This is a genomic window from Streptomyces coffeae (assembly GCF_016741875.1).
Taxonomy (GTDB): domain Bacteria; phylum Actinomycetota; class Actinomycetes; order Streptomycetales; family Streptomycetaceae; genus Streptomyces; species Streptomyces coffeae.
Map to the genome: position 1 here is coordinate 57,764 of NZ_JAERRF010000034.1, position 24,429 is coordinate 82,192.

23 protein-coding genes and 1 pseudogene are annotated in these 24,429 nt (G+C 66.1%); 16 read left to right on the top strand and 8 right to left on the bottom strand.

Annotated elements, in window-relative coordinates:
• Window positions 1-473: 473 nt before the first annotated feature.
• Window positions 474-1,700, bottom strand: a complete 1,227-nt coding sequence (locus JK363_RS35750; protein WP_236076368.1) for an SAM domain-containing protein — start codon at window positions 1,698-1,700, stop codon at window positions 474-476.
• 705 nt (window positions 1,701-2,405) lie between these two features.
• Here JK363_RS35750 and JK363_RS35755 point away from each other — a divergent pair.
• The 7 genes and pseudogenes from JK363_RS35755 to JK363_RS35780 all read left to right on the top strand — a co-directional run bounded on the left by JK363_RS35755 (window position 2,406) and on the right by JK363_RS35780 (window position 9,129).
• Window positions 2,406-2,738 (top strand): hypothetical protein, encoded by a 333-nt coding sequence (locus JK363_RS35755; protein WP_201881839.1) that lies wholly within the window; start codon window positions 2,406-2,408, stop codon window positions 2,736-2,738.
• A gap of 22 nt (window positions 2,739-2,760) precedes the next feature.
• Entirely contained in the window at window positions 2,761-3,072 is a 312-nt protein-coding gene (locus JK363_RS35760) for a pore-forming ESAT-6 family protein (protein ID WP_201881840.1), read from the top strand.
• Between the two features lie 89 nt (window positions 3,073-3,161).
• The gene (locus JK363_RS35765) at window positions 3,162-3,620 is read left to right on the top strand and encodes a DUF6507 family protein (RefSeq protein ID WP_201881841.1); all 459 of its coding nucleotides are present in this window, start codon (window positions 3,162-3,164) and stop codon (window positions 3,618-3,620) included.
• Complete coding sequence (locus tag JK363_RS35770; protein WP_201881842.1) at window positions 3,613-6,411, top strand: hypothetical protein; 2,799 nt, start codon at window positions 3,613-3,615, stop codon at window positions 6,409-6,411. Before JK363_RS35765 ends, JK363_RS35770 begins: the two co-directional genes overlap by 8 nt.
• Entirely contained in the window at window positions 6,408-7,280 is an 873-nt protein-coding gene (locus JK363_RS35775) for an immunity 49 family protein (protein WP_201881843.1), read from the top strand. Before JK363_RS35770 ends, JK363_RS35775 begins: the two co-directional genes overlap by 4 nt.
• Window positions 7,281-7,437: 157 nt before the next feature.
• Window positions 7,438-7,708 (top strand): annotated as a pseudogene (locus JK363_RS43195) (hypothetical protein); the annotation flags it as partial.
• Window positions 7,705-9,129: a DUF6177 family protein gene (locus JK363_RS35780; RefSeq protein ID WP_201881845.1), complete on the top strand. Its 1,425-nt coding sequence runs from the start codon at window positions 7,705-7,707 to the stop codon at window positions 9,127-9,129. The pseudogene JK363_RS43195 and the gene JK363_RS35780, both read left to right, overlap by 4 nt.
• 256 nt (window positions 9,130-9,385) lie before the next feature.
• Here JK363_RS35780 and JK363_RS35785 read toward each other — a convergent pair whose 3' ends face one another.
• From JK363_RS35785 to JK363_RS35800, 4 genes are read right to left on the bottom strand one after another with little or no spacing between them, the layout of a single operon-like run.
• Window positions 9,386-10,690, bottom strand: a complete 1,305-nt coding sequence (locus JK363_RS35785; protein ID WP_201881847.1) for a hypothetical protein — start codon at window positions 10,688-10,690, stop codon at window positions 9,386-9,388.
• Window positions 10,687-10,980, bottom strand: a complete 294-nt coding sequence (locus tag JK363_RS35790; protein WP_201881849.1) for a hypothetical protein — start codon at window positions 10,978-10,980, stop codon at window positions 10,687-10,689. The genes JK363_RS35785 and JK363_RS35790 overlap by 4 nt, the downstream gene beginning before the upstream one ends.
• On the bottom strand, window positions 10,977-13,694 hold the full coding sequence (locus tag JK363_RS35795; protein ID WP_201881857.1) for a formylglycine-generating enzyme family protein: 2,718 nt from the start codon (window positions 13,692-13,694) through the stop codon (window positions 10,977-10,979). The genes JK363_RS35790 and JK363_RS35795 overlap by 4 nt, the downstream gene beginning before the upstream one ends.
• A complete protein-coding gene (locus JK363_RS35800; RefSeq protein ID WP_201881859.1) occupies window positions 13,691-14,485 on the bottom strand; it encodes a class I SAM-dependent methyltransferase in 795 nt (264 codons plus the stop codon). The genes JK363_RS35795 and JK363_RS35800 overlap by 4 nt, the downstream gene beginning before the upstream one ends.
• A 150-nt stretch (window positions 14,486-14,635) precedes the next feature.
• Between JK363_RS35800 and JK363_RS35805 the strand changes: the two genes are divergently transcribed.
• On the top strand, window positions 14,636-14,821 hold the full coding sequence (locus JK363_RS35805; RefSeq protein ID WP_201881861.1) for a hypothetical protein: 186 nt from the start codon (window positions 14,636-14,638) through the stop codon (window positions 14,819-14,821).
• A gap of 207 nt (window positions 14,822-15,028) precedes the next feature.
• Here the strand turns inward: JK363_RS35805 and JK363_RS35810 are convergent, their stop codons facing one another.
• Both JK363_RS35810 and JK363_RS43200 read right to left on the bottom strand, forming a co-directional pair.
• Window positions 15,029-15,232 carry a DUF397 domain-containing protein gene (locus JK363_RS35810; RefSeq protein ID WP_307822002.1) on the bottom strand — a complete coding sequence of 68 codons (204 nt, stop codon included), beginning with the start codon at window positions 15,230-15,232 and terminating at the stop codon, window positions 15,029-15,031.
• Between the two features lie 29 nt (window positions 15,233-15,261).
• Complete coding sequence (locus tag JK363_RS43200; RefSeq protein WP_201881865.1) at window positions 15,262-16,131, bottom strand: helix-turn-helix domain-containing protein; 870 nt, start codon at window positions 16,129-16,131, stop codon at window positions 15,262-15,264.
• A 369-nt stretch (window positions 16,132-16,500) separates the two neighbouring features.
• Here JK363_RS43200 and JK363_RS35820 point away from each other — a divergent pair, with 369 nt between their 5' ends.
• Complete coding sequence (locus JK363_RS35820; protein WP_201881872.1) at window positions 16,501-17,055, top strand: DUF6415 family natural product biosynthesis protein; 555 nt, start codon at window positions 16,501-16,503, stop codon at window positions 17,053-17,055.
• 418 nt (window positions 17,056-17,473) lie between these two features.
• Window positions 17,474-18,067 (top strand): hypothetical protein, encoded by a 594-nt coding sequence (locus JK363_RS35825; RefSeq protein ID WP_201881874.1) that lies wholly within the window; start codon window positions 17,474-17,476, stop codon window positions 18,065-18,067.
• 59 nt (window positions 18,068-18,126) lie between these two features.
• On the opposite strand, the gene JK363_RS35830 is transcribed toward JK363_RS35825, so the two are convergent.
• Window positions 18,127-18,270: a hypothetical protein gene (locus tag JK363_RS35830; RefSeq protein ID WP_201881876.1), complete on the bottom strand. Its 144-nt coding sequence runs from the start codon at window positions 18,268-18,270 to the stop codon at window positions 18,127-18,129.
• A gap of 122 nt (window positions 18,271-18,392) precedes the next feature.
• Here JK363_RS35830 and JK363_RS43210 point away from each other — a divergent pair, with 122 nt between their 5' ends.
• The 6 genes from JK363_RS43210 to JK363_RS35855 all read left to right on the top strand — a co-directional run bounded on the left by JK363_RS43210 (window position 18,393) and on the right by JK363_RS35855 (window position 24,407).
• Window positions 18,393-18,599 carry a DUF5999 family protein gene (locus JK363_RS43210; protein WP_236076370.1) on the top strand — a complete coding sequence of 69 codons (207 nt, stop codon included), beginning with the start codon at window positions 18,393-18,395 and terminating at the stop codon, window positions 18,597-18,599.
• Window positions 18,596-19,771 carry a GntR family transcriptional regulator gene (locus JK363_RS35835; RefSeq protein WP_201881880.1) on the top strand — a complete coding sequence of 392 codons (1,176 nt, stop codon included), beginning with the start codon at window positions 18,596-18,598 and terminating at the stop codon, window positions 19,769-19,771. The genes JK363_RS43210 and JK363_RS35835 overlap by 4 nt, the downstream gene beginning before the upstream one ends.
• Window positions 19,772-19,968: 197 nt before the next feature.
• Entirely contained in the window at window positions 19,969-21,033 is a 1,065-nt protein-coding gene (locus tag JK363_RS35840; protein WP_201881883.1) for a radical SAM protein, read from the top strand.
• Entirely contained in the window at window positions 21,030-22,418 is a 1,389-nt protein-coding gene (locus tag JK363_RS35845; RefSeq protein ID WP_201881884.1) for a B12-binding domain-containing radical SAM protein, read from the top strand. Before JK363_RS35840 ends, JK363_RS35845 begins: the two co-directional genes overlap by 4 nt.
• A gap of 25 nt (window positions 22,419-22,443) precedes the next feature.
• Window positions 22,444-23,409: a S66 peptidase family protein gene (locus JK363_RS44020; protein WP_201881885.1), complete on the top strand. Its 966-nt coding sequence runs from the start codon at window positions 22,444-22,446 to the stop codon at window positions 23,407-23,409.
• A complete protein-coding gene (locus JK363_RS35855) occupies window positions 23,406-24,407 on the top strand; it encodes an amino acid--tRNA ligase-related protein (RefSeq protein ID WP_201881886.1) in 1,002 nt (333 codons plus the stop codon). The genes JK363_RS44020 and JK363_RS35855 overlap by 4 nt, the downstream gene beginning before the upstream one ends.
• Window positions 24,408-24,429: the final 22 nt, after the last annotated feature.

Here is a 24,429-nt window from a genome sequence, read left to right on the forward strand (position 1 = left end):
GATCTCGCTCAGTGGGAAGCCCGCCACTAGACAGGCGTGCAGGCAGGATACGAAGAGCCATTGCTCCGGTGGTATCAGGTACGGAAGCCTCACAGCCTCGGGATCCGTGCCGCCCCCCGCTGCCCAGCCGCCATCAGTGAGCGGTGCGGCTGCGAGGCGGCAGCCAGGTCTGGAGGACCTGACGTCCGTCAGCCACCGCGCTGCGTCTCGAACTGGCCGCGGCCGACTTCCACGCAGTACATCGGCACACTCCAGCCGGCGCAAGTCACGGCAGGCATCGGCATCCACAGCGAGGTGCTCATCGACGACGGACGTAGGACGGGTGTCCGCGAATCCGGTTCGAGCCACCAAGAAGCGTTCACCTGCTGTCCAGCTAGTACTGAGACAAAAGGTCGACCGGTTCGGTGCTGGCAGCAGTGACGACGTGGCCTTCTCCCGCCATTCCACGGTGACAAAAGACCAGGCTGAAAGGCTCATGCCGATGCCTCTCCGCAATCGGATGTCCACGTGCGCAGGCTAGGTGGACAGGGCAGCGGCAATATGTGCGGACTATGGGCGGGTTGACCTAGGCCCATTACCCGGTACATAAGCCTTCGCATATTCCGGTTGAAGCGGCCAGGTTCGGAGGTGATGCGCGACGCGATCGCTGCGTACTCCTCGGGGCAGTATTCGGTTGCGGCGTAGTCGAGCTGCTCGGTTAGCGGGTGAGCGGGAGAGAGTGCAGGGGCAGTGACGGCGAGGGTTGCGGCGGGGGACGCCGGATTGATCTCTTCTTCCGGCGACCCGACCAGCAGAACCGGAGCTCCGGTGAGCGTTCCGTACAGAGTGACTGAGCCGTGATCTCCGATGATGTAGTCAGCAGCGATCAACACGCTGCGCCAGTCCGCTTCTGGCGGTACTACGCTGACCCCCTGTCGGGTACACCATGCCAGCCATGCCTTGACTTGCCACGGAGAATGTCCCGACCAGACATTGGGATGGACCAGGATAGCAGTGCGGAACTGCCTAGATGGCAGTTCTGAAATCAAGCGTGGCAGCAAAGCCTCGAAACGTCCGAAGAAGGAGTGAGGGCCCCATGTAGAGACGGCAATCACCAATTTCTCCCCGTCCGCTAGGCCTAACGCTCTGCGGTATTTGGTGCGCTGCGGTAGGCTCGCTTTGATCCGGTCGTGCACCGGATCGCCGACCACGTGTGCGAGCGGAAGTGCCTCAGGGCAATGGATTGCTAGCTCATGCAGATCGGCGTGGTGTGGCATGACTACCGCGGCCGGCACCTTTCCGCCAGGGAGGAGGTCCTGCATGCGCAGCCCTGCCACGCATGCATCCCGTGCCCCCGCTATGCGTTTGATGTAGTTGGCGCCGTGAGGGAGTGTGATCAAGGGGGCTCGCACGTTTCCTACGCCCCGCGGCCCCGCCGCAACGGCGAGGTCGAATGTCATACGTGTTGCCTCTTCCCAGGGGATCAACGGGCTACCCAACCGTTCGAGGAAGCGCGGCACCTCGCCCCCGAAGACATGGGGTGGTGCGGTAAAAACCACCTGGAGCCGGAAGTCGGCTTCCAGAAGCGGAAGGATGTCTAAGAGTCGCTTCGCGTACGTAACGGTATGCACGACAGCCAGTACCTGCTTGCGTTTCACCAGCGTCAGCCACTGGCGAGACTCACCCATCGAGGACTGCGCAGAGCTGCTCAACGCCGACATGGCGCCCCCCGTTATTCTCTCGTGCTGATCTCCGACTCGGGCTTCTCGCTCAGTCCGATGCCCAGCCCGACGGACGGAAGGCTTGCCGGACCCTTGCGGAATGCTTGCGGGCTGCCTGCTGCTTCATCAAGGCGGCAGTGGCCACTGCATGGCGTACGCAACGGTTTGCTTGCCCCTCCGTGATCAACTATCCGTCGGTAGGTGGTCGACGAGGTGTGATGTGCCACTGACGATCAGCGATTACGCCTGGGGCGTGGCCTTCTGCTTGAGGCGTTCGTAGGGGGTGTGACCGGTGAGGCCGCCGTGGGGGCGATGGTAGTGAGATCGTCTTGATGCCCCCAGACCGTCTCCCCATACGGTGGGTGAGGCTCACAGGGCTGGACGTCGGCGAGCGAGCAACAGCCCCTGCCCGGACTCGTCGTCCACACCGAGCGCAGTTTGGGCAGGCGATCGCCTCGGCGTCGGTGGCCTCGATATGCATGGTCGCAGCGCTCATCGTTGCAGGTCATCCCCGACTTCGGCCCCTCCGTGTAGCTACCCACTGTCGAACTCGGTTGGCGTGAGACAGCGCACGGCGACTCTGGCTTGTTTCGCGTTGCGCCTGTAACAAGGCCGTTGATACAACTGATCGACATGCTACGCACGTGACGTGCAGGGATGCCGTTACGAGCAAACCGTCGTGGTTTGCAATCACGGGGTGGGTTCATGAAGTTCGACATGGGGTCGACGACGCTCTCCGAACTGAGCAAGCGCACGACCTCGTCCAGCGATGATCTGGGGTTGCTGATCCGGCAGTTGGTTGCCGCAGCCGAGCCGCTGGAGGGCAAGTTCAACGGCGTGGGTAAGGCCACATTCGACTCGTTCAAGGTCCGCGCGGATGAGATCACGGCCGCATTGAACAGCTCGCTGCAGGCCATCCTGAGCGGCCAGCACGGAATGGACACCGCGTTCACCGCCGGCACGCAGGAGCAGGCCGACAACGCCCGGCAGAACATGAGCGCGGCCAACTTCGACGCCGCCCGATTCGGCGGGCGCTGAAGGACACGGGGGATTTCGAGGCATGGGCCAGAACCAGGACCGCAACTCCTATGACATCGCCGCTTCCACCGAGGTGCAGACCAACCTGAACGTCATCATCGAGCGCCTGGAGCAGGTACTCGGCCAGCGCGATGCCGCGGTCAAGGCCGCGATGGCCGACTTCCGGGCCGACGGGGTCTCCGAGGAATACCACGGCAAGGAACAGCGGTGGAACCGAGCCGCCAACGAGGTCCGCACCATCATCCAGTTGCTGCGCACCACGCTGGAGAAGAACGACAACACCGCCCATTCCACGCTGGCGAAGGCGAAAGCCACCGTCGACAGCATCGGCTGAGCCACGGCTCGGCAAGGGCAAGACACCAACGGGGCCGTATCCGGCACGCCAAGCGCGTACGTCGGACACGGGTGTAGGAGGGGATGTAGGTGACGCGCTGGGACATCGACCCGGCCGGGGTCGCGTTCACGCTGTCGTTGACCAAGGACGGCGCGGAGAAGATGAAGGACGCCGTCGAGGCACTGGTGAAGGATGTGCTGAGCGCGGCCGGCTCCGCCGGTACGGTCGTCGAGGGCACCACGTACACGCCTGCCCCGGCGGTCGGCCCGGTGGCAGACGGGACGTCACGGACCGGCCCCATGGGTCCGATCGGCCAGGCGTTGGGTCAGTATCTGCAAAGTCGGCAGGCTCCCATGCGGTTCATGGCGACCCGGACCGCGAACGCGATCAACGGTGCGGCCTCAGCCACCAACGCGTATGCGCAGGGGCAGTTGCAGCAGGCCGCCGACTGTCAGGCCTCGGCCGTCGCAGCAGCCAAGGTCCAAGACGCCCAGAGCCGGATCGGGAAGCAGGTCCAGGACCAGACGCGGGGAGACTTCGGTGGCTGAGCAGCCCGTAGACCCCGAGGCGATACCCGAGTTCACCGGCAACCTCGAACAACTGGAGCTCGACGTCACCGCCCTGTCCACGGACGCGCTTTCGGTGTGGACTGCCGGTAACCAGATCGACAGCACCTTCAAAGGCCTGTCCGCGCACTACGCCGCGCCGGAAGCGGAGCAACTGTTCGCCACCACCGCACCGGTGGCCGCCAAGGCCGACAAGCTGAGCGGTGAGCTGGAATCGATCTCCAAGGCCCTGAGCGACTACGCGGCCGAGGCCCGCCCCCTGGCGGAGAAGCTGAAACGGCTCAAGGCGGATGCGGCCGCGTTCAAGACCCAGATCGCCGGGGATGATGACTGGAACGAGGACGGCGACAAAACCGAGGAGAACAACGCCCGCCTCGCCGAGGTGAACGCTGCCTTCATCGCGTTCCGGCAGGCCGAACAGACCTGCGCGAACAAGATCTTCGCCCTGTTCAGTGACTTCCGCTACGTCACCGACGACGGCTCGCACCCGAAGAACGCCTACGCCCTCAAGGAGGGGGCTTTCGACGGCTCCGAAACGCCTTGGGGCAAGCCGGTTGAAGAGTCCCTGGAGTGGTGGGAACTCCACCGCATGGGCAAACGGTTCCTCTGGGACGGCTTCATCATCGACGGAGTCGGAGGCTTCTTCAAAGGCCTCTACACCCTGTTCGGCGGGTACGGCTCGGAGGTAGCCGGCAAGGCGTGGGGACAGCTCGGCGACGCCCTCGGCGGCGTCAGCGCCTACATCATGACCCCCTACAACGAGATCCTGGACTGGGCGTTCGGGGAACCGGAGGACAACTCCGACGAAGAACGCCAAAAGAAGGCGCTTCGGGACTTCGGCAAAGGAATCATCGCCTACGACCAGTGGGGCAAGAACAACTACCGCGCCGCCGGCGCCGCCTCGTTCAACGTCCTGACCTTCCTCAACGGCGTGGGTGCCGCTTCTAATGCACCCAAGATCATCTCGGTGACCGGCAAGGCCGCCCGTGCCGTGGACCCGGCCACCTACATCGCCAAGGCCGGCAAGTACACCACCGTCAAAGTCCGCGAAGTGATGGGCAGCATTCGCGGCGTGGGCAACGGCTCCTACGTGGAACTCGTCGACGGCACCCGGTACCGCATTCCGGACCGGCCCGAAGCGGTCTTCGACGAGGTGAAGTTCCCGCCGGAGAAGTACGTGGCAGCCCTCGACGACAAAGGCAACCCCGTTTACCTCAGTAGGGAGAACGGGGCGCTCTACAACGCGGACGGCACCGTCAAGACAGGTGACGACCTGCGCCACGAATGGTCGGCTGACAATCGCGCTCGTCTGGCCGCAGAGAATTCAGCGGTGCGTGAGCCCGCAGGCGTCGGAGGCCGCACCAACGAAGCGGGCGTCCATCCCGTCGAGGGGGCCCGCGAGCGTGAGGCAACAACGGCGAGTCAGGCCCCACCCAATGGTGGAAGAAGAGGCCCCCTTGCACCCCCCGGAGGCCCAGGCAGCGGCGGTTTCGATGATCTCGGCCGTGCCACTGGGGACTCGTCTCCCACCCGCTCGGGTGACGATGGCGCTGGGCAGGGCGATACCGGTGTATCCGCCGAAAATGAGTCGACGCCCCACGGAAGGCATGCTGACGAGCATCCAGGCAGCGGTGACGGAACCGCAGAACGGGAACTCACCCCTGCAGAGCAGAAACGGATCCAGGACGAGCATGTCTGGAAGGCCGGCACTGGCGGCCATGCCGAAACCCCGACAACGGGTGGCGGCCGCGACCTGCCCGGCAGCTCTGCCGCCGACAACGACCCCGGCAGCGCCGGCCACCCTGATCCTCCAGGTGACGGCACGGTCCCGCCGCAGCGTGATCCTGTGCCGCGTCCCAGCTTCATGCGCGAGGGCGACAACCCATACGGTCCTCGTGGCTCCCTCACCCAGGAGCAGATCGAGGAGATCCAGGTCTACCGTGCCAACCACGAACCCGGGTACTTCGAGGACTACTACAAGGGCGGCGACCACTTCGGCGACCGTAAGAACCTGGAACTCACGGACGAGAGCGGGTTCACTCCGCCTCAGCTGACCCGGCTGTTGGACGACGGCCCGTTGATCCGGGCCAAGGACACTCCTGCGCCTCCCGCGCCGCATTACCTCGACGACGATTACATCCGTATGGGTGCGGACAGCGTCACGAACCCATCCCGACTCAACATTCTCCACGAAGCCGCGCAGGACCGCCATTTCGCCATTCAGTGGGACAAGCTCGTCGAGAACTGGAAGACGGAGGCCGGTAACACGCACAACGCCCACGCCACTCTCGAATCAGGAGGACTCTGGGGCGAGGCCAAGGGGGCTTACAAAGAAGCCCACGCGCAGATGGGGGACCTAGCCGAGAAATTTGGCGAGAAGGCGGCCGAGCACCACTTTATTGCTGAGCACTACCCGGACTTCGACAAACAGACCCTCCTCGGCCCGAAGAACGGCAATGACCAGTTCGACCAGGTATGGAAGCACGAGGACGGTCGAATTGTCGTCATCGAGGCCAAGAGCAGCACTGGTACTCGTCTCGGTCCTCGCACTCTCCCGAACGGTAGAAGGGTCTCCCAGGGAAGCAGGGAGTACTTCTTCGACATTATTCGCATGATGAAAAAGCGCGGCGAGGTCGGGATTGTGAGAGACCTGGAGAAGGCTCTGGCCGACGGGAAGCTAGAATATGTCGTCGTCAAGGGGGAGAGGAACGCAGGGGCGTACACTGGCCTCCAATATCGGCGCTTCGATATCAGCAAGGGGACTCTTCCGTGACCGTAAATATCTCCCGGCATGGCCTGTTGGCAGGACCTGACGCCGAGCAGCTCGCGGAGCGGCTGAGCGCACACTTGATCGAGGGCATCGACGGTCTTGAGGACTCCGTCGGCGCCTCGGGCTTGATCGACTCCCATTTCGACACCGGACTCCTGGTATTGCGCGCTCGCTGTGTCGTGGATCCGCGAGCAGCGGCGGTGGAGACATGGGAGGCCGCGGTCAATGCGATGCAGCTGGGCTCGGCATTGTTCGCCGTGACGGGGGCGAGCGAGGGGTACGTCGAGTGCCGTATCAATCGGAAGGTGCGGACGCTTCCAGCCGTCGGCCCGATGTCAACTGCGGATGCGGGAAACTGGCTGACGGCATTCTGGCTGGCCGTCATTTGCCGTGATCAGCGGCGGATGACGCAGCTGTGCGAGATCCCGCTGGAGCGGCTGCGTTCGCCCGACGGGCAGTACGACGAGTACATTTACCACTGGGTGGACACCCTGCAGACGTACTGGCTGCGGCGGCCGGGGCTGGTGGAGAAGCTCACCGCCACATTCCAGGCGTCGGATCCAGCAGTGGCACGTGTCGCCCCGCGAGATCTGCTAGATGGCTTGCTCTATCCGCCGATCAACCTCTTCTACCACTTCGTGCGCAAGGACGAGGAAGGCTTCAGTCCGGCCTTGGTGGAGGCGCTGAAGCTGCACAAGACATACTGGACCCTGAACGAGGAACGGGAAGCGGATATCGACGGCAGCATCGCCCTGGGCCCTCTCGCAATCGCCTGCCTCGCTTACGACGGAGAACTCCCGATCGAGGTCGAGTCGGAGTACCTACCCAAGCACCTCTTGCAGCACGGATGGCTGGGCGAGTTCCCCACGTGAGGCACCTGGCATAGTGAAGGTAGCTCGGCACAAAAGCTCAGCGTCTGATGAGTAGTCATACACCAGCCCACGGTCTAGGAACTTCTCAAGACGGTCTCGTTCCTGCCTGTGCAGCGAATGCGTCCAGAGCCCTCCACGGATCGCTCTCCGGCACGCTCCCTACCTCTCCGCGGTCCCCGACGTCGGTCTGCACTTCGTCCTGGCCCGCCGCGTCGCAGGCTCCGGCCGGGCCTCTACGAACCCCTGCTGCAAACCCTGCGCGAATCCGGCACCTCTGCCTTGGTGATGAACGGCGAACGCGCTGAAGGCTCATTCTTCCCCGGCCTGTATCCCGCCCCCAGCCACCAGGCCGGGGCACCCTGGCAGGCCGAGGCGGCCGACACCAACTCATCCACACCGCCCTCGCCCAGGAGGATCGCCCCTTGTGACCAAGGACCTCATCGCGCTCACCGAGAAGATGCCCGACCCGATGGCGATCCTGATGGGCCTGTACGCCGGGGGCCCCGACCTGGGCCTGCAGTCGGACCACGAGGGCGCGGTCATCCGCCTCACCACGTCCGAGGCTCGCCCGTTGATGACGATCGAGGCTCCGATCTTCATCCAGGTCGAAGGCGAAGTGGCCCGCCTCCTCGGCACCGACACCCCCGTGCCTGAAGGCCCGGTGTGGTGGACCGAGGCCCGTGCCTCTCCTGCCATCCCCGAAGCCGAACGCCTCGCGGCAAGCTTCGCGGGCCGCCTCAATGCCCTGTGTGGCGGCATCACATGGCCCCCGGACACCGCCACACTCGACCCGGTCGAGCTGACCGGCGACACCACGGCTCTCCGCACACCCGACGACGACCTCCCCGCAGTCGACGTCCTCACGGAGAAGGCGGCGGTGGTCCTGACCGAACGCCCCCGTGTGGCTTTGACGATCTGGCTCGCTGACATCTTGCGCAGCTGCATCGCCACCGACCGCGCTCTGCAGATCGTCACCCCGCCCACCAGCCGCCTGACCCTCCCCCTCCGCACAGCGCTTGTCGGTCACCCCAACCGCTGGGTCGTCCAAGACGACGGATGCGGCTACTACGACGGCCTCTCCGGAGCCGTCCTGCGCTGGCAGGACGGAGCCTTCACCCCCGTCCACGCAGAAGACGGAGCAACGCCGGCAGCGAAACCCTTCACGGATGCGCGCCCCACCGGGGAACGCCAACTGATCTGCACCTTCCGCACCCGCTACACCCCCGACAGGGACCTGACTCTCGGCACCGCGCTCGAAACTGCCTGGAAGATCCTCACGGGCAAACCACCAGCCGGCTGGAGCACCGCCGAACCCATCAACAACCCATGGTCCTCTCGGCAGTTGACAGAGCTGGCGCGCGACCGTGCACCCCAGCCCACCTGGCTCACCGCCGTTGGCCACCCTGACCGCCCCGCCATGGCCACCATCCACATCACCCGCACCACAGCAGGCGTGGAGGAAGACATCACCCTCACGGTGGGCTACGGCCCAGACGAGACCCTGCCCCTGGATGACCTGGAGAACCTGGCAACCACGCTGACCCTCGAGCACTCGGCGGCAACGCTGCTGGCCTGCCTGCGCCCGGCCCGCCACGACCTCACCACTTCGCCACACCTCGAAGCACCAGCCACCCCCGTGGCGTTCTCCCTCGGCCCGCACGAGACGGCGAAGATCGGCCTGTCCCACGCCATGCACCCGCCCCTCGATCTCCGACCCCGGCAGCTGGGCACAGCACGACGGTCCGCCGTCCACTATCCGCTCGGTGACGGCAGTGACGTCGCTGCCTGGGCCACGTTTCAGCAGCTCGTGCGACACCTCAAGACGCCTTCGGCCGAGGGCAGGAGATAGGCGGTAGCCGATGCGAATCCGTTGCTCTATCAAGTGCGCCTGATTGGCAGTCATCAGTGGCTGACCGGGCCTGCTGATGCGGACCACAGCGACAGCGCACCGTGTCGCTGTGATGCGCGAGGCCGGTGCGAGGTCTGCGGGCGGTGACCGCCTGCAGGGTCTCCTCGGTTGCTACAACGACATGCAGGAGGGCCAGCGTGGGGCGAAGGTCTGACAACAGGGGCTCGAGGCGTTCAGCATGCTCGGTGGCAGGGCGTCAGTTGTCTCGATCGGTCAGGGGGCGGCGGCCTCGGAGCGCGGTGAGGACGAGGCGGCCATAGCGGGTGGTGAGGAGTACGGCGGTGGCGGCGAGGGCGCCGGTGGTGGCGGTGAGGAGGTGCCAGGGGTTCTGGTCGCCGAGGACTTGGAGTGCGCCCAGGGCGGTGCCGAGGGGGAGGCCGAGGATGGTGAGGATGCCGAGCGCGCCGCTGATCTGCTGGTTTTCCTGGGTCTGGATGAGCCGGTTGTGGTCGGCTGCTTCGGCGAGGATTTCGGTGAAGCGGTCGGAGAGGCGGTATTGGTGCTGGTAGGCGATGAGGAGGTCGTTGGCGGTGCCGTGGGTGGTGAGGTGCTGGCGCCAGTAGGTGCTGCGGAAGTGGGCGATCCGGCGTTCGAGGTCGGCGAGGCGGTTGGCTTCGCCGGGGCAGGTGAAGACCTGGGCGAGGTCTTCGGTGAGGTGGTCGATGTGAGTGCGCTGGATCATGCCGAACAGGAGGGCGTCGAGGTAGATGCTGCGCATGTGGAGTTCGGCGTAGCCGTAGAACGAATCGTCGGGCCCATGGTCGCGGCGGTGGCCGATGAAGGCGGCGCCCTGGCGGAGGACAAGGGCGCTCCAGTCGGCTGAGATGCGCAGGGCGCTGGCTGTGAGTTGGGGGACGGTGGCGGGGTCGGGTGGGTAGTCGTCGGTGTTGGCGCGGGAGGCGAGTGCCCAGAGCCATTGCTCAGTGGTGGGCCATCGGCGTTGATCCCGGCCGCGGTTGAGACGTGGCAGGGGCCGTCGGCTAGGGGTGAGCAGGGTGACGGTGTAGGGAAGGGCATCGGGCTCGACGGTGGCGCGGCCTTCGAGGAGCGTGTTCGGCCTGGTGTGGGCGTGGTCCTGCAAAAGGGCGGTGAGTATGGGGCCGGTGACCAGGAAGGAGGGGGTGGTGCCGGGTCGGCGGGCGAGGGTGCGCAGGGTGTGGAGGAGTTCGGGGCCGGTGATGGTCAGGTGGAGGACGGACAGGGCACGGTCGGGGTCGTCGTCGGTGGGGGTGCGCAAGAGTTCTATGCCGTCGATGGTGACGGGACCATGGGCGTCAAGGACTTGGCGGTGCCAGCGGGTGGGGTGTTCGGGGGTGCCGTAGAGGACGCTGGCGGCAGCCGGGGTGAAGTAGGTGCGGCGGGTGTCGGTGGTGGTGGTCCGCACGCCGTGGGTGAAGGGCAGGGGGCCTTGGGGCCAGGGTGGGTCGGCGGGCAGGCGTGCGGGCAGGACGACGGCGATGATCTGGCGTACGCCGGTGGGGACAGTGCGGGTGCGCCTCACTCGTAGAACGCCTCGGGGGAGGGCTGGTTGAGCCGGATGACGAATTCGGCTCGCCAGGTGTCATTGGCGGCGATGTGGAAGCGGACGCGTTCGCCGGTGTGCAGGGTGCGGAAGCCTTCGGTGACGATGTGGGTGTAGTCGAAGGTGTAGTGGCGGCCGTCTTCGTCGTCCTGGACGATGTAGCTGCTGGCGCGGCCGTGGATGCCGCCGCCGTGAGGACGTCGGTCGACGACACATCCGAATCGAGGAGCCCCCGCTGAGGTGGGCTTCCGTTGACGGTCTGCCGTCATGACTGCTGGTCCTCCTTCGCGTCGTCACCGGTAGCAGGAGCGAGCTCGGTGACGCAGCGGAATCCGACGGCGTTGCTGGCTCGCGAGCGGCGGAACAAGCCCTTGGCGCTGGCCTGGACGGCGCGCAGAGGGTTGTCAAACGCGCCGCCGCAGATGACGGCCTCGTCCGGATCGTTGACGCTGGTGGAGGTCCACTCCCAGACGTTGCCGACCATGTCGGCGATCCCGTAGGGGGAACGGTTGGCGGGACGGGCGTCGACCGGGGTGACCCAGGCGTGGCCCAAGCCGCCACGGTCGAATTCCTCTTTGCATGCCTGGTAGGTGACCAGGGGGCGGCCGGCCCAGGAGTCGGCGCAGTTCACCGCTTGGAGGTCGGGGGTATCGCCCCAAGGGAAGAGGCGGCCATCGGTGCCGCGGGCGGCGGCTTCCCATTCCAGGGAGGTGGGCAGGCGCTTGCCTTCGAAGGTGGCGAAGGCGTACGCGGCCCACCAGCTGACGCAGATGGCCGGGTGCTCGTCAAAGCGGGGGTCGTCGTAGTAGTCCGGGGCACGCAACCGCTCGGTCCAGGGGGCGTGGGTGGTCCCGGGCGGCTGGTCAGGGTGGTCCCAGGTTGAGGTTCCGTCGGGGCGCAGGGCCTGGAGGAAGGGGCGGTAGCGGGCGACGGTGACCGGGTGGCGGTCGAATCGGATCGGGTGGTGGACGCGGCGCAGCAGCAGCCGTTCGGCTGGGCCGACGAGGTGCACCCCGGGGTGGAGCACGCAGTCCTCTGCCGGGGCGGGATGCGCGGGGAGGGTGGGGTGTGCAGCGAGGAAGGAACGGACTTGTTCGGTTAAGTAGGGGCCTGCGGGCAAGCCGACCGCCTGTTCGCGGCCGTCCGGGGTGCTGAGGTAGCGGGCGGCGAGCAGCTCCTGGTAGGCGGAGTGGATGGAGGCCAGGGCCTGGGGCCCGGCGGGTCGGAACAGCGGGAGCAGGCGAAAGTTGTCGGGAGTGATCCGACCGCCGTCAAAGGTTTGCGGTCCGAGCACGTTGTGCAATTCGAGCAGGGGGAAGACCGTCCGGTCTTCCAGGAAGGCCCGGCCACACGTATCAGCGAGAGCCGGGGCGAGATGCGCCAGCCCGGCGTCGGCGAGGACCTGGTCGATATGAGTGCCGATCAACTCAGCGACCGTTGGGGTGCCCGCGATGTCCAGGGCGGTCTGGAGGTGTCGTGCCAGCGGCGTGGATAGGGCGGCGGCGCCGGTATCCGAGGCGGGCTCGCGGTCGGTCGGTGCGTCCGTCAGGCGCAGCATGCTGAAGCGGGGGACGCGCTGGGGATCCACGCCGTTGGTGTACATCTGCTCGACCAGTTGCTCGGATATCGCGCTGGAGCAGTCGAGCAGGCGCCGGATCTGCGGAGAATCGGCCAGGAAGGAGACACGGGAGCTGAGCACGACGCAGGACTCGGCCGACAGCGCCGAGGCCAGGTCCGCGAACAAACGCAGGAATCCCTCGGGGCTGGGCTCGTCCACGGCCTCGTCGACGGCATCCAGGACACACAGGGCTGAACCGGAGCGGATCAGGTACAGGAACAGGTCGAAGGCGCGTGCCCGTTCGCCCGGCACACAGGGCGCCAGCACGCGGGCCATGTATTCGGCGAAGGCCTCGTCCTTGGGCTTCAAGCTGAGGTCGAAGTAGAAACGGAAACGGCGCGCCGTAGCGGGAGTGTCATTGACCAGGGCGCGCAGCAGGGTGCTTTTGCCGCTTCCCGGCTTGCCGATGACCAGGACGTTGGCCGACTCCTGGATGAGCCGGGTCAGGAGTGGTTCAGCGTCTTCCACATCGGTGATGCGGGATTCGCCGGTGCGCGGGTCGCTGGTGAGCAGGGCACCGGGTAAGGGCTGACGCTCGCGCGGCATCTCCGGTGCGGCCGTGGCGCAGGAGGCCAAGTGGGTCTGAAGGTCGACGATGGTGTCGATGAACCCTTCGTAGCCCACGATCCGGTAATCCTGCCCCAGCAGTGGGCGGACCTGGTCCACCGCATCGTCGAGGATGACGAACCGGGTGAACTTGGGCAGCCGGGTCTTGAGCAGTTCACCGCCGGTGGTCTCCAGCACGTTGCGCAGCTCGGCGGCATCCTTGGACAGCAGGAGTTCGACGTACTCCAGGCGCACGCCGGATTCGCGGCAGAACAGCTGGTAGACGGTCTCGGTGGAGAGAACGAAGCGCTTGGATACCCGGTAGCCCAGCGTCAGGTAGAGGCCCGCGAGGAACTCCACCCGGCGCGCGACTTCAGGTTCCATCCGCGGGTCGTCCCCGGTCAGGGCGGGACTGGCAGTGCTGGTGAACCAGGCCAGCACATCGACCAGGCGGCGCACCGCGAGCAGGCCGTCTTCTTCGGCGACCTCGTAGCCGTCGTGGGTGGAGCGATTGCGTAGGCGCTGGATGTCGGTGAGCGCGTTGAGGACTGTTGTGCTGCGGATGTGCGGGCGGCAGCCCTTGATCAGCTCACTGAGCATGCGACCGGACGGGTCGCCAGCCACCTCATGGTGGCGCCACAGCTGCTTGAGCAGTTTCTCGGTGATCTTGCCGACCAGGGCGATGGCGTTCTCCGGATAGCCATCGTCCAGCGACCGTAAGGGACGCTCCAGATCGATCCCAAGGTGCTCCGCTACCCGGGCGTGATCGTCCAGCTCGTGCCGTAATCGGCGCAGACGCTCGTCCACCGGAGCGGTCACCGCGCACCTCCGCCAGACGCACTGGCGCCAGTGGAGTCGTCGCGAACGCCGAGGACGAACGCGAAGCGGTCAGGGAAGACGAACTCCGGTCCTGGATAGCGGGCCCGGATCTCCTCGATCCCGGCGTCGAGCTCCTCATCGCTGAAGGTCGACAGCACGGACATGTACCGGGACCTGACCATGGACAAGTAGCGCTCCCTGTCCAGGCGCAGCTCATGCTCCACGAAGGTCAGCTCGGCCCGGAGCCCCGCATCGGCAAGGTGCCGGGCGATGACAGCCGGGTCAGGCTGGAGCTCTTCGTACCGCTTGAGGGCCTCGGTAAACAACGGGTAGCCGATCGTGGTCGGCAACATCGCCACCAGCAGCCGACCGCCGGGCGCCAGCAGCCGGGCCAGTCCCGTGAGCGTGGTGGCAGGATCGGTGACGTGGTGCACCGACTCCTTCAGCCACATCGCGTCCAGCTGCTCATAAGGCAGCGGCACCGTCAGGTCCGCGATCTCCTCGGCCGAGGCCCGGAGCGGTGACAGAGCGGGGGACGAGGGAAGCTGATCGAGCATCGCCGCCGAAGGATCCACGCACAGCACAGGGTGGAGTGGGCGTAGGGCCTCCGCTATACCGCCGGCGAACAGGCCCGTGCCGCACCCGATGTCCGCCATACGATCGCTCGCCGACAGCCGCAGAGTCGAGGTGATCTGTCCGGACATCCACCGCACGAAGTCCGGACTATAGGCCCAGTTGTCGTCATAAGTACTGGCGAGATTCTGGTAGTGCTCCCCCATGTCACGCCGCACCGACGCCTCCCGACCCTGATGGCTCGCCCTGCCCCGACTTGCCAGACTACCCAAATGAGCACCCTCAGCAACGGCGCATATGCTGGGGGATGACGCCGCACCACTCGGCACGGACACCGATCCGGCCGACCTAGAGCCCCGGTATTTTGGTTGGGCGAGCGACGCGCCAAGCTCCTAGCCGACCCGCTGAAGGCCACCATCGACGGTGTGGTGACCATGGACCTTCAGGAGAACCTGCGCGGCATCGAGCGGCAGATCGAGCAGGTGCCAGACCCCCGGCGCCGTTCGATCCCGCTGACGAAGACGAGGACGATGGTGACGAGACGATGGGGGTGACCTGGCTGGTGCCGGTGCGCCGCGACCGGTGGGGTTTCGGAGCGGTGGGTGTGCATTCCGCGGTGTGCCGAGATACCCGTGTATGGGGCCCTGCGTAGGCTCGCCAGCGCGGCGACCGGTGTTGATCGCGGTCGGCGCTGGAACACTGAAGCGGGTGGTCCTCCTCTCTGAGCGCGAGGAGGACCACCCGCTTCGGCGTTCGCGGGTCTACTCGGAGTCCAGACCGATTGACTCGGTTCGGACCATATTGATGAAGGAGGACCAGGAGGCGGTCGGCACGAGGAGTGCTGGGCCATGCTTGTCCTTGGAGTCACGGATGCCGACCTGGGTGGTCAGGTCCGCGATCTCCACGCAGGAGCCTCCGGAATCGTTGCTGTAGGAGGACTTGAACCAGGCGTCTTCTGCGGCCACGTCGGGGGCCATGATGTGTGTGTTGATGGCTACTTCCACTCTCGTTGCAGTGCTTCCAGAAACCCGGCCGTTCGGGCCGGAGGCAGGGCGCCGTCGCGCATGGCGTCGAAACGGCGGATGCTCCTCTGTACCTCGCGACGCTCGTCAGTGACGCTGATGCTGTTCCACATGTCCGACTGGACGATCGAGTCGAGAGCATCCTCGAAGTCGAGGACGGTGAAGTTGGTTTCAGCTCGGTAGGTGACGATGTCGTGGGTGAGGATCTGGACAGTGACGTTGTCCAGGCGGCCCAGCTCAACGATTTCGTCGTACTGCTCACGCATGGCCTGAGGCCCGCCCACCATGCGCCTCACGGCTGTCTCATCCATGATGACGTGGAGCTCAAGCGGGCTGTCGGACCTGGTGATCAGCTCCTTGCGTTCAAGACGGAGACGAACGTTCTGGTCGGTGTACTCGGAGGTCGTCTCATCGACGGGCTTGGCGATGCCGTAGAGCGCGGCCGCATAGCCTTCGGTCTGCAAGAGACCGAAGACGAAGTTGGGCTGGTAAGCCCGCATCTTCTTGGCGTCCTGCTCCAGACCTCTGTACGTCGGCATTTTGGACGGCATGAACGCTTTGTAAGGGGTCCAAGGCTCCTTGCTCAACGATTCCCTGTGGAGCTGGAGCAGTGTCTCCCGATCCTCCTTAGGGAGGTCGCTGTCGAGGTAATCGACGAGAGCTTCCAAGTCGCCGACCCTCGGAAGATCGTTCTCTCCGATTTCGACGCGCGCCAGTTTGGTGTGCGAGAACCCCAGGGCCTTGGCCACTTCCTGGAGCGTGAGTTCCTTCTTCTCTCGGAGCTTCCTTAGCTCCTTGCCTAGCTCTCGGCGCCGGAACGTCGCTCCGCGCTTCGCTGCCACCTTGCCGTCCTCTCAACCGTTTCGAGTGTTGGTGCTCGATGAGGCCCGTGTCCCCACTCCCGTGGCCTGTGTGGGGCGCCGACGCATGTCGTGCCCCCGAGTGTGTCACCCCCTGTCCCCGGTCGGGCAAGTCGTGCTGGTGCTCAGGCATTTGCCAATTTTAGTGCGATTGCCGTTGAGCTTGCACAGTAAATCGCACATGCGTGAACGTAGTTGCACCACTCACGGCTGCTTCTTCCAGGGGGCAGGTGTTGAGCGGTTCTGTCGGCGCGTCGCTGCGCTGGAGAGACGACCTCACCCGTCTCACCGTTCGCAGCGCAGCGGGGCCCGGTCAGCTCCCGTACTCCTACTGTGGCAGGTGTCGGAACGATGGCGAAGCCAGCCGAACGATCAGAGCACTGTCCTGATCACTACCCCCGAGCGACCGGGCCCGAGAGTCTCCCGCACTCCGTCTTACCGATCGACCGCCTCGGTGGGCTTCCGAGGCGTCAGCGCCGACATCTGAACGTCGAGCTTGCCCGGCCCGCTCCAGTCGCGACCGTCCATACGTTCATCGCTTCCCTGCACAACTCGTTCATCTACGACGAAGGAATCGACGACGACCTGGACACGGCATTCGGCTTGCAGTCGGCCCTGCTCGCCATGGAGGACGTTCAAGGGCTGGTGCCCCGTATCCGCCGCCACCTGGGCCAGTTGCTGAACATCGCTGTCCAGCGTGCCGCCGGAGCCCCGAGTGCGGAACTCACGGTGATCGTGAACCGAGCCCAGCAACTCGAAGTCGAGGCCCCGCCCGCTGATCTCGCATCAGCCCGAGGCTATGTGCGTCGGCTGGCGCTGGTCGCCGAAAACGTCCTCGAGGTGCTGACAGCCGAGACGACCGACACCGTCGGCTCCACCCACGTCGAAGGGCGGTGGTCAGCATGAAGCTGCCCCGTAGCTACTGGTGCCAGGTGATCTACACGGAACCGGATCGGCACGATGCCGTAGTCCTGAGCACGACGACCCGGTTCCCCGGCGGCGCAGTCACCTGGCTCAGGGGGGCTGTACGGAAGGTCGGCGTCGACCTGGATCGCGAATCCTTCGGCAGTGTATGGGCCTGGCTCGGCGACCACCAAGGCGCTGGCATGGCCGTCCGAGAGCTGCGCAGCGGCCGTCCGTGCACCGTCCGCCTGGGCAGTGACGCACGCCCAGTGTGGCTCATCGTCCACCCCGTCTCGTGCCTTCCGCTCATCGGCCCCTGCATCGGTGCCTCCAAGCGCGACTTATCCGCTCTCAGCCGGGCCCGCGTGCTCCGGAGTCGGATAGCGAGCCCGGAGCACAGTTCTCTTGACCGGAGGTCCGCATGACCACCCCGACCAGCATGCTCCCCTCGAGTGACCGAGCGGCTCTCGTGATGGCAGCGCATGAGCTACGTTCCGTTCTGCAACAGGCCGGGATCAACGGCCCGAGTCCCGTGATCGGGCTGCACGGCCCTCTCATCGGGCTGAGTGCCGTCACCGCCCGTGAGGCCGCTGAGCTGACCCGATTGATTCGCAAGGGCCTGCGCGAGACCTTGAAGGTTGCCCGTCGGCTGCGAGAGGTGTTCCTCGCGCACGACCTCGACCTGCCGGACCTGAAAGTGGACGGCGGTCGCATCATGCTCGGCGAGGTATCCGTCCCCACCGCCGCACAGCTCGCCATCCTGCTCGGCGCCCCGCGGGACAAAGTTGAGGCCGGAGCCGACGCGACGGAATGCGCGGCCAGGTGGGCACACCAGGTGCGAGTGCGTGACCTGCTCTCCGACTCCTACGAGGCCATTGCCGAGTGCATTCTCGCCGATGTGTACGCCCACCCGGACTGCATCCGATGCAATCACGAGCCCAGTATCGAGCTCGGCTCGATAGACGTCGAGGCCGCTCGGCGTCTGCTGGCAGCCCTTCGGGCGGCCGTCCCCTGAGCCGGTCGCCGGTGCGGACCGGACACCGACGCACCGGCGACCTTTCCAAGTGGGTCCTCTCAGTCCCGCGCGGCCACCGTGCACACGCCCACACGGTACGGCCCCGGGACACCCCCGGAGAGGACGACGCCACTGCCCAGCCGTCGCTGGGAGCTGGCGCCCCAGCCGCCCTCGCCCGCAGTCAGCGAGCGGCGGCCGGCCACGCCCTTTCCTCCGCCACCACCCCACCGCATCGAGGAGATCGGTCATGTCCCCCGGCGGTGCCCTCGTCAGGCGGCCTCCGACCACCGCACGACGTCTCCCACCACTTAGGAAGGACTTGCTCATGTGTTCGCATACACCGCGGTGCCCGGCGTCCGACGCCAGCGACGCGGGCGCCGCTCAGCCCATTTCCATCCACTTTGAGCAGGGGTGGGTGCTTCTGTGTAATGACATCGTGGTCTTTGAAGACACCGGCCAACTTCGGCCCGATCTGATGGTCGTCCCGCCCCGCCGCGTCGCGGCTCCCTCCCAGACGGAGAAGGCGGCATGAGCGTCCAGGACCAGGAGCACACAGCCGAGCCCGGCTCATCCCCCGCAGACTCCGCAGGCACCCGCCGCGCGTTGCGCGCTGACCTGCTGCGCGTGGGGAGGATCGGCGGCGCGAGGTCTGCGGCCTCATCCGCGGCTGTGATCGAGGGCCACGCCCTCATCGACCGGCACACCGGTGTGTGGGTGCCGCTGGCCGAGCGCCGCCGACAAGCCGCAGCAGGTTCACCAGCGGACCAGGCCCGGTGGGACCGGCTGATCGAGGCGGTCACCCGCCCTACGCAGCCGACCGAGGTGTCATACGAGAAGCTGGTCGTGCGCGTGGGCAGTGCCCGAGATCTGCTACGCACCCTGGCTGACACCCTGCCGCCATTCGCGCCGGTCGCAGAAGTCGCTCAGCGGATCGAGCAAAGGGTCGAAGTCGGCACCTACCCTCCTGGCGCCGTCCTGGCACCGGGCCGGATCGCGGCCGACCTGGGCCTCCCTCTTCAGAGCGTCCATCTGGCCTTATCCGACCTCGCTGGCAAGGGTGTGATCGAGCAGCAGGCGAACTGTCGAGCACGGGTACCTGGAGCAAACCCCTTCAACGATAGGCCCCGCCAGCTCGCTCAACTCCTGCGGGCGCTGGCAGCAGGAGGTGCCTTTCCTCCCGACACCGCGCTGCCGGGCCGACGGGAGCTGTGCCGCATCTTGGTCACCGGAGACAAACCGTTCGCCGCCGCACTGCGTCTTCTGTTCCAGGAGGGGCTGCTGGAGCGTGATGTCCGCCAGCGGCTGACCGTGCGTCGAGGCTCCGTGAAGCGAACCAACCCGCCGAAGCTTCCTGAACCAGCAGGGCACGTGAAGAGTCTCCGCGACGACGAGATCCGAGAAGCGGCCCGTACGACGCGCGCCTGGTGGAACGCACGGCTCTCGCCAGCGCCTGCCGCACTGGATCAGGTCATCGACCAGCTCGGTGCGACAGCTCATCAACTGGTCGACCGGGCCCAACCTGGCTCCGTCCCGCCAAGCACCACGCAGCAGCAGTTGTCGGCTCTCGTCGCGCGCACGGCCATCACGGGCGCTGCGGTACACCATCCGCACATCGAACTCCGGCTGTGGCACGCAGCATGCCTGGCTACGGCCGTGTGCGACCTGCTGGCCCTCCTCGGCGACGTTGCGGTCCGATCAGGCTGACCGTGATGCCCCCTTGGCGTTAAGCCCCGAGTCAGCGGTCCGGGGGAACGACCCGGGCCGTCGCGCGGCGCAAGCGCGACCCACACCCCAGGGCGAACGAGCGTGTCAGGGTTTCGTTCCCTCGTCGGCAAGAACCCTGACATCAGGTACCCGCGGAAGTCATTGATGCCAAGTAAAGGACTGGAGAAGCTGTGTCCATGGATGTCAGCGATGGCGGAGAGAAGCGGATGCGCTTACCGCAATTCCGCGTGACAGTGAACTCGCGCTGTGGTCGGGCCTGCTTCTTCTGCAGGCCATCCGGCGAGGCGGTCTCTACCGCCTCTGGCTGTGAGCTGCGGCCGGACGACCTCCTGCGCGTCGCCCAGGTTGTTCGCGACCACGGGGTGGACAGCATCAAACTGACTGGCGGTGACCCTGCCTTGTACGAGCCGCTGACAGACGTGGTTCGTCGGTTGAGGGACGAGGCAGGGTTCACTGACGTCGAGGTGATCTCGCGTCACCCCCTCATCGGCGACCGGGCGCAGGAACTCGCCGACGCTGGCGTGACCCTGTTCAACATCAGCCTCGACACGCTTGACCCGGCGCTGCATCACGAGGTCTGCGGTGTTGATGACCACGCCGAGGTGATCGGGGCCCTGGAGCGGTGCGTTGCCACCAGCGTGCCGGTGAAGGTCAACGTCGTGGTCATGGAGGGAATCAACGACCACGAGGTTCCGCAACTCGCTGAATTTTGCGAGGGGCTTGGCGTTGCCAGCATGAAGTTGTTGGACATCATCAAGGACCTGGGGGAGGGCGCGAAGAGCTTCACACGGCGGCTCAGGATCAAGCGGGGTCGGAACCTATCGGAGCTGTACGTGCCGCTGGAGAGACTCGCCGCCGAACTGCGGCTTCGAGCGGTGAACGAGCAGGTACGTCAGCAGGGCGGACTCGGCCACCCCATGTCGGTGTTTACCATGCCGTCAGGGATGGAGGTCGTGGTCAAGGACTCTACCGCCGGGGCTTGGTACGGCTCGGTCTGCCGAGGCTGTTCCTTCTTCCCCTGCCACGACGCGCTGATGGCACTGCGGCTTACCTCGGACCTTCGGATGCAGTTCTGCCTCCTCCGTGAGGACGTCACCGTCGACCTCGCTCCGTTCCTCGCCAGCGGAACGGCCGGCGAGATGGAAGCCCGCGTGCAGGCCGCCCTTGAGGTGTACGAGGACGCGCAGTTCCGCCCCGGAGCAAGCACCCCCCAGCAGCTACTGGAGGTGGGGCGTCGATGAGCGTGTTCCTGGGGCTCCCCGACACCCCGCACGCGGCTGCCGCGGCGGTGTCAAGCCGACCGCTGGTGATCCTGGTCTACCCGAAGGTGGACCACGAGAAGGACTACGTCTACTTCTGGATGCCGTTCTCGCTGCTGACCATCGCCAAGCCCCTCCTCGATGAAGGCCAGGTCGAGGTGCTCCTCTTCGACGGCAATCAGTCAGATGCCCAGGCATGGGACCGCTTCTTGGACGAGCACCTGGACCGCGCTGTGTGCATCGGTGTGAGCGTGATGACCGGCGGAGGACAGATCGGCCACGCCCTGGACATGGTCCGGGTAGCGAAGGAGCGCCCCGCCTGCCCGCCCGTCGTCTTCGGCGGCCCTCACGTCAACGTGCTCGGTGAGCAGACCGCCGCTCACGAGCTGGTGGACGGGGTACTGGTCGGACCGGGGCAGAACTCCATGCCGGCGTTCGTCGCTTCGCTGCTGGGACAGCTACGCCGCCAGGATGTCCCCGGACTGATCGCGCGCCGCCGCGGCGAACTGTTGCGCGGTCCCGTCAATCCTCCGCGTACCGGCATGATGGGCGCGTACCCCTGGGACCTCCTGCGTGTCACGGACTACATCCGCGATGATCCCACTGTGGCAAGCAGGACGCTCAACTACGTCTCGTCCCAGGGCTGCGTCTACAAGTGCCAGTTCTGTTACGAACTCACCTATCAGCGCAAGTACTCCGCGATGGCCGCAGAGGGTCTGGTCCACGACATCGCGGACCTCAAGGCGCGGTACGACATCAACGGCGTGAAGTTCTATGACGCGGACTGGTTCGTCAACTTGCGCCGCTCCATCGCGTTCTGCGAAGGGCTGATCCAACGTGATCTGGGTCTGAAGTGGGCGGCGAGCATCAACCCCAACGACATCCTCAAGGCCCGGCGCGCTCGCATGGACCTGCTCGGCAACGTCGCGGCCAGCGGTTGCTCCCGTCTGCTGATGGGCGTGGAGTCCGGCTCCGACCGAGTCCTGTCCGAAGTGGTGAAGAAGGAAGTCACCCGGGCTCAGATCCTTGACGTGGCTGCCGAGATCGCCGACGCGGGAATCCTCGGCAGCTACACCTTCATCGTTGGCTTCCCCGGGGAAAGCGATACAGAGGCGGAGGAGACGTACTCGCTGATCGAGGAGCTGCGGGCCCTCACGACTACGCCCGAGACGCGAGTGCACCTCTTCGCTCCCTACCCAGGCACCCCGCTCTACGACGACGCCCTGCGGTACGGGTTCCAGCCGCCCGAGGACCTGGAGGGCTGGTCCCACTTCGACTACTACACCAGCCTCACCCCGTGGACGTCCCAGGCCACCGCCGACCGCGCCCGCGAGCAGACCCAAATGCGGATGGCCCCCGCTCGCTGACCCACCCCCGCCCCGAGGAGATGACGTGACCACCGCGCCGCCCCTTCCCGCCCCCGTCACCCAAGGCGACACGATCGGTGTCATCACCGTGGCTGCGCCCGAGCCGCACCTCCACCCCGACTTCTACGCCAGGGGCCTCACAGCCCTACGCGAGCAGGGATTCAACGTCGTTGCCGCCGCTTCTACTGAGCGTCACCACGGCTACCGCGCTGGAACCGAAACCGAAGTACTGAACGACTTCCACGCCATGGTGTCCGATCCGGCAATCAGCGCCGTGGTCTGCGCCGGCGGCGGGAAGAACACCAACCGCCTGCTCCGTGGACTCGACCTCGAACTGATCGCCGCACACCCCAAAGCGATCGTCGGCGTCAGCGACCCCAGCCTGCTGCTCAACGCCATCACAGCCCGGACCAAGATGCCCACATTCCACGGCCCGGCCGTGGTGTGGGACTGGGGCTCGGAGAACTCCCCCCAGCACACCACGGACAACTTCTGCGCAGTACTGGCCGGGCAGCCGAGCACCGCCGTCATCGATGCACCCCTGGGCTGGCTGCGGACCGGCACCGCGAGCGGCCATCTGGTCGCCGGATGCCTCTCCTCCCTGCGCTGCCTGCTGGGCACCCCGTGGGAGCCCGACTGGGACGGCGCCATCCTGGCCTGGGAGGACGCATTCAAGCCGGTCGAGTTGCTGGACCAGACCCTCACCCACTTCCGCGACCTGGGAGTCCTGGAACGCATCGCGGGCATGGTCATCGGCGAACTCGTCAGCTGCGAGGCGTCCGCAGGTTGGGGAGCCCACGAGATGGTCATGGACCTGTGCAACGCCTACGACTTCCCCATCGCCACCGGGCTGCCGTTCGGCCACACCGCCGTCAAGTACACCCTTCCGATCGGCACGACCGTGCGGCTGAACAGCGACGCCGCCGTCGGACTGACCGTGGCGTCCCCGTGGGTAAGCAGCGCCTCGGCCGAGGTCGGAGGTGCACAGTGACGCTCACGAAGCCCGGTGCACGCCTATACGCCACGTTCCTCAAAGACAACCCCGACGAGCGGAACGTCCTGCTGCGCAAGGCGGCCCTGATCCGCGCCCTGCGCGACTACCTTCACGACCACGGTTTCATCGAGGCTGCCACACCGGTCCTGTGCGAGAACCGGGAGAGTGCCCCGATCCCGCAGTTCTCCACCACCCACCCGCTCACCGGACAGCACTACTATCTACGTCACTCGGCGGAGGACTACGTACGACGCCTGGCCATCACGGTGGACCGCGTCTATGACCTTGGCAAGGCCATCCGAGCCGAGCGTGAGGACGCCCACCGCGCTGTCGAGTTCCTCATGCTGCAAACCGCTGCCCGTGACGTGGGCCTCGACGAAGGCGTCGCCATCGTCATCAGTCTCATTCAGGCCACCGTACTGGCTTCCTACGGCACGCTGAACACACCTGGCGTGGACTGGACACACATCCGCGTGCGAGCCGTCGACGACACCATCGTAGGAGCACTCAAGTCCGACGGGCCTCTCACCGACGCAGAGATGACGGCCGCAGCACGCAGCTGGCTCACCCGCAACGGGCACAAGCTCGGCGCGAGCGACTGGGAGGTGATGGAGGACTTCATGAAGCACGCCGTCGAGTCCTCCATCACCGAACCGACGGTACTCACCGGATTCCCCTTCGCACTGCGCCACAACAGCCGGGTCGATGACACCGGCCGTGCCCAGCGTTTCTCCCTGATTGCTCGCGGGATCGAGTGCTGCGATGGCGGCCTGAAGCTACGTCGCGCCGACGACTACCGGCCCATGGTTGACGCCAACATCGCCCTGCGCACGGAGATGTATGGGATAACCGATGACCAGGGGCCCCTTGACTTCTACGCCGACGTCGACAGGGATCCCGCCGACGTGTTCACCTTCGGTCTCGGCATCGAACGGCTCCTCGCCCTCTGTGCCGACCGCAGCGTGCAAGACGTCCTCACCTTCCCGTTCCACTGAACCCGACCAGGAAGGAACCCGA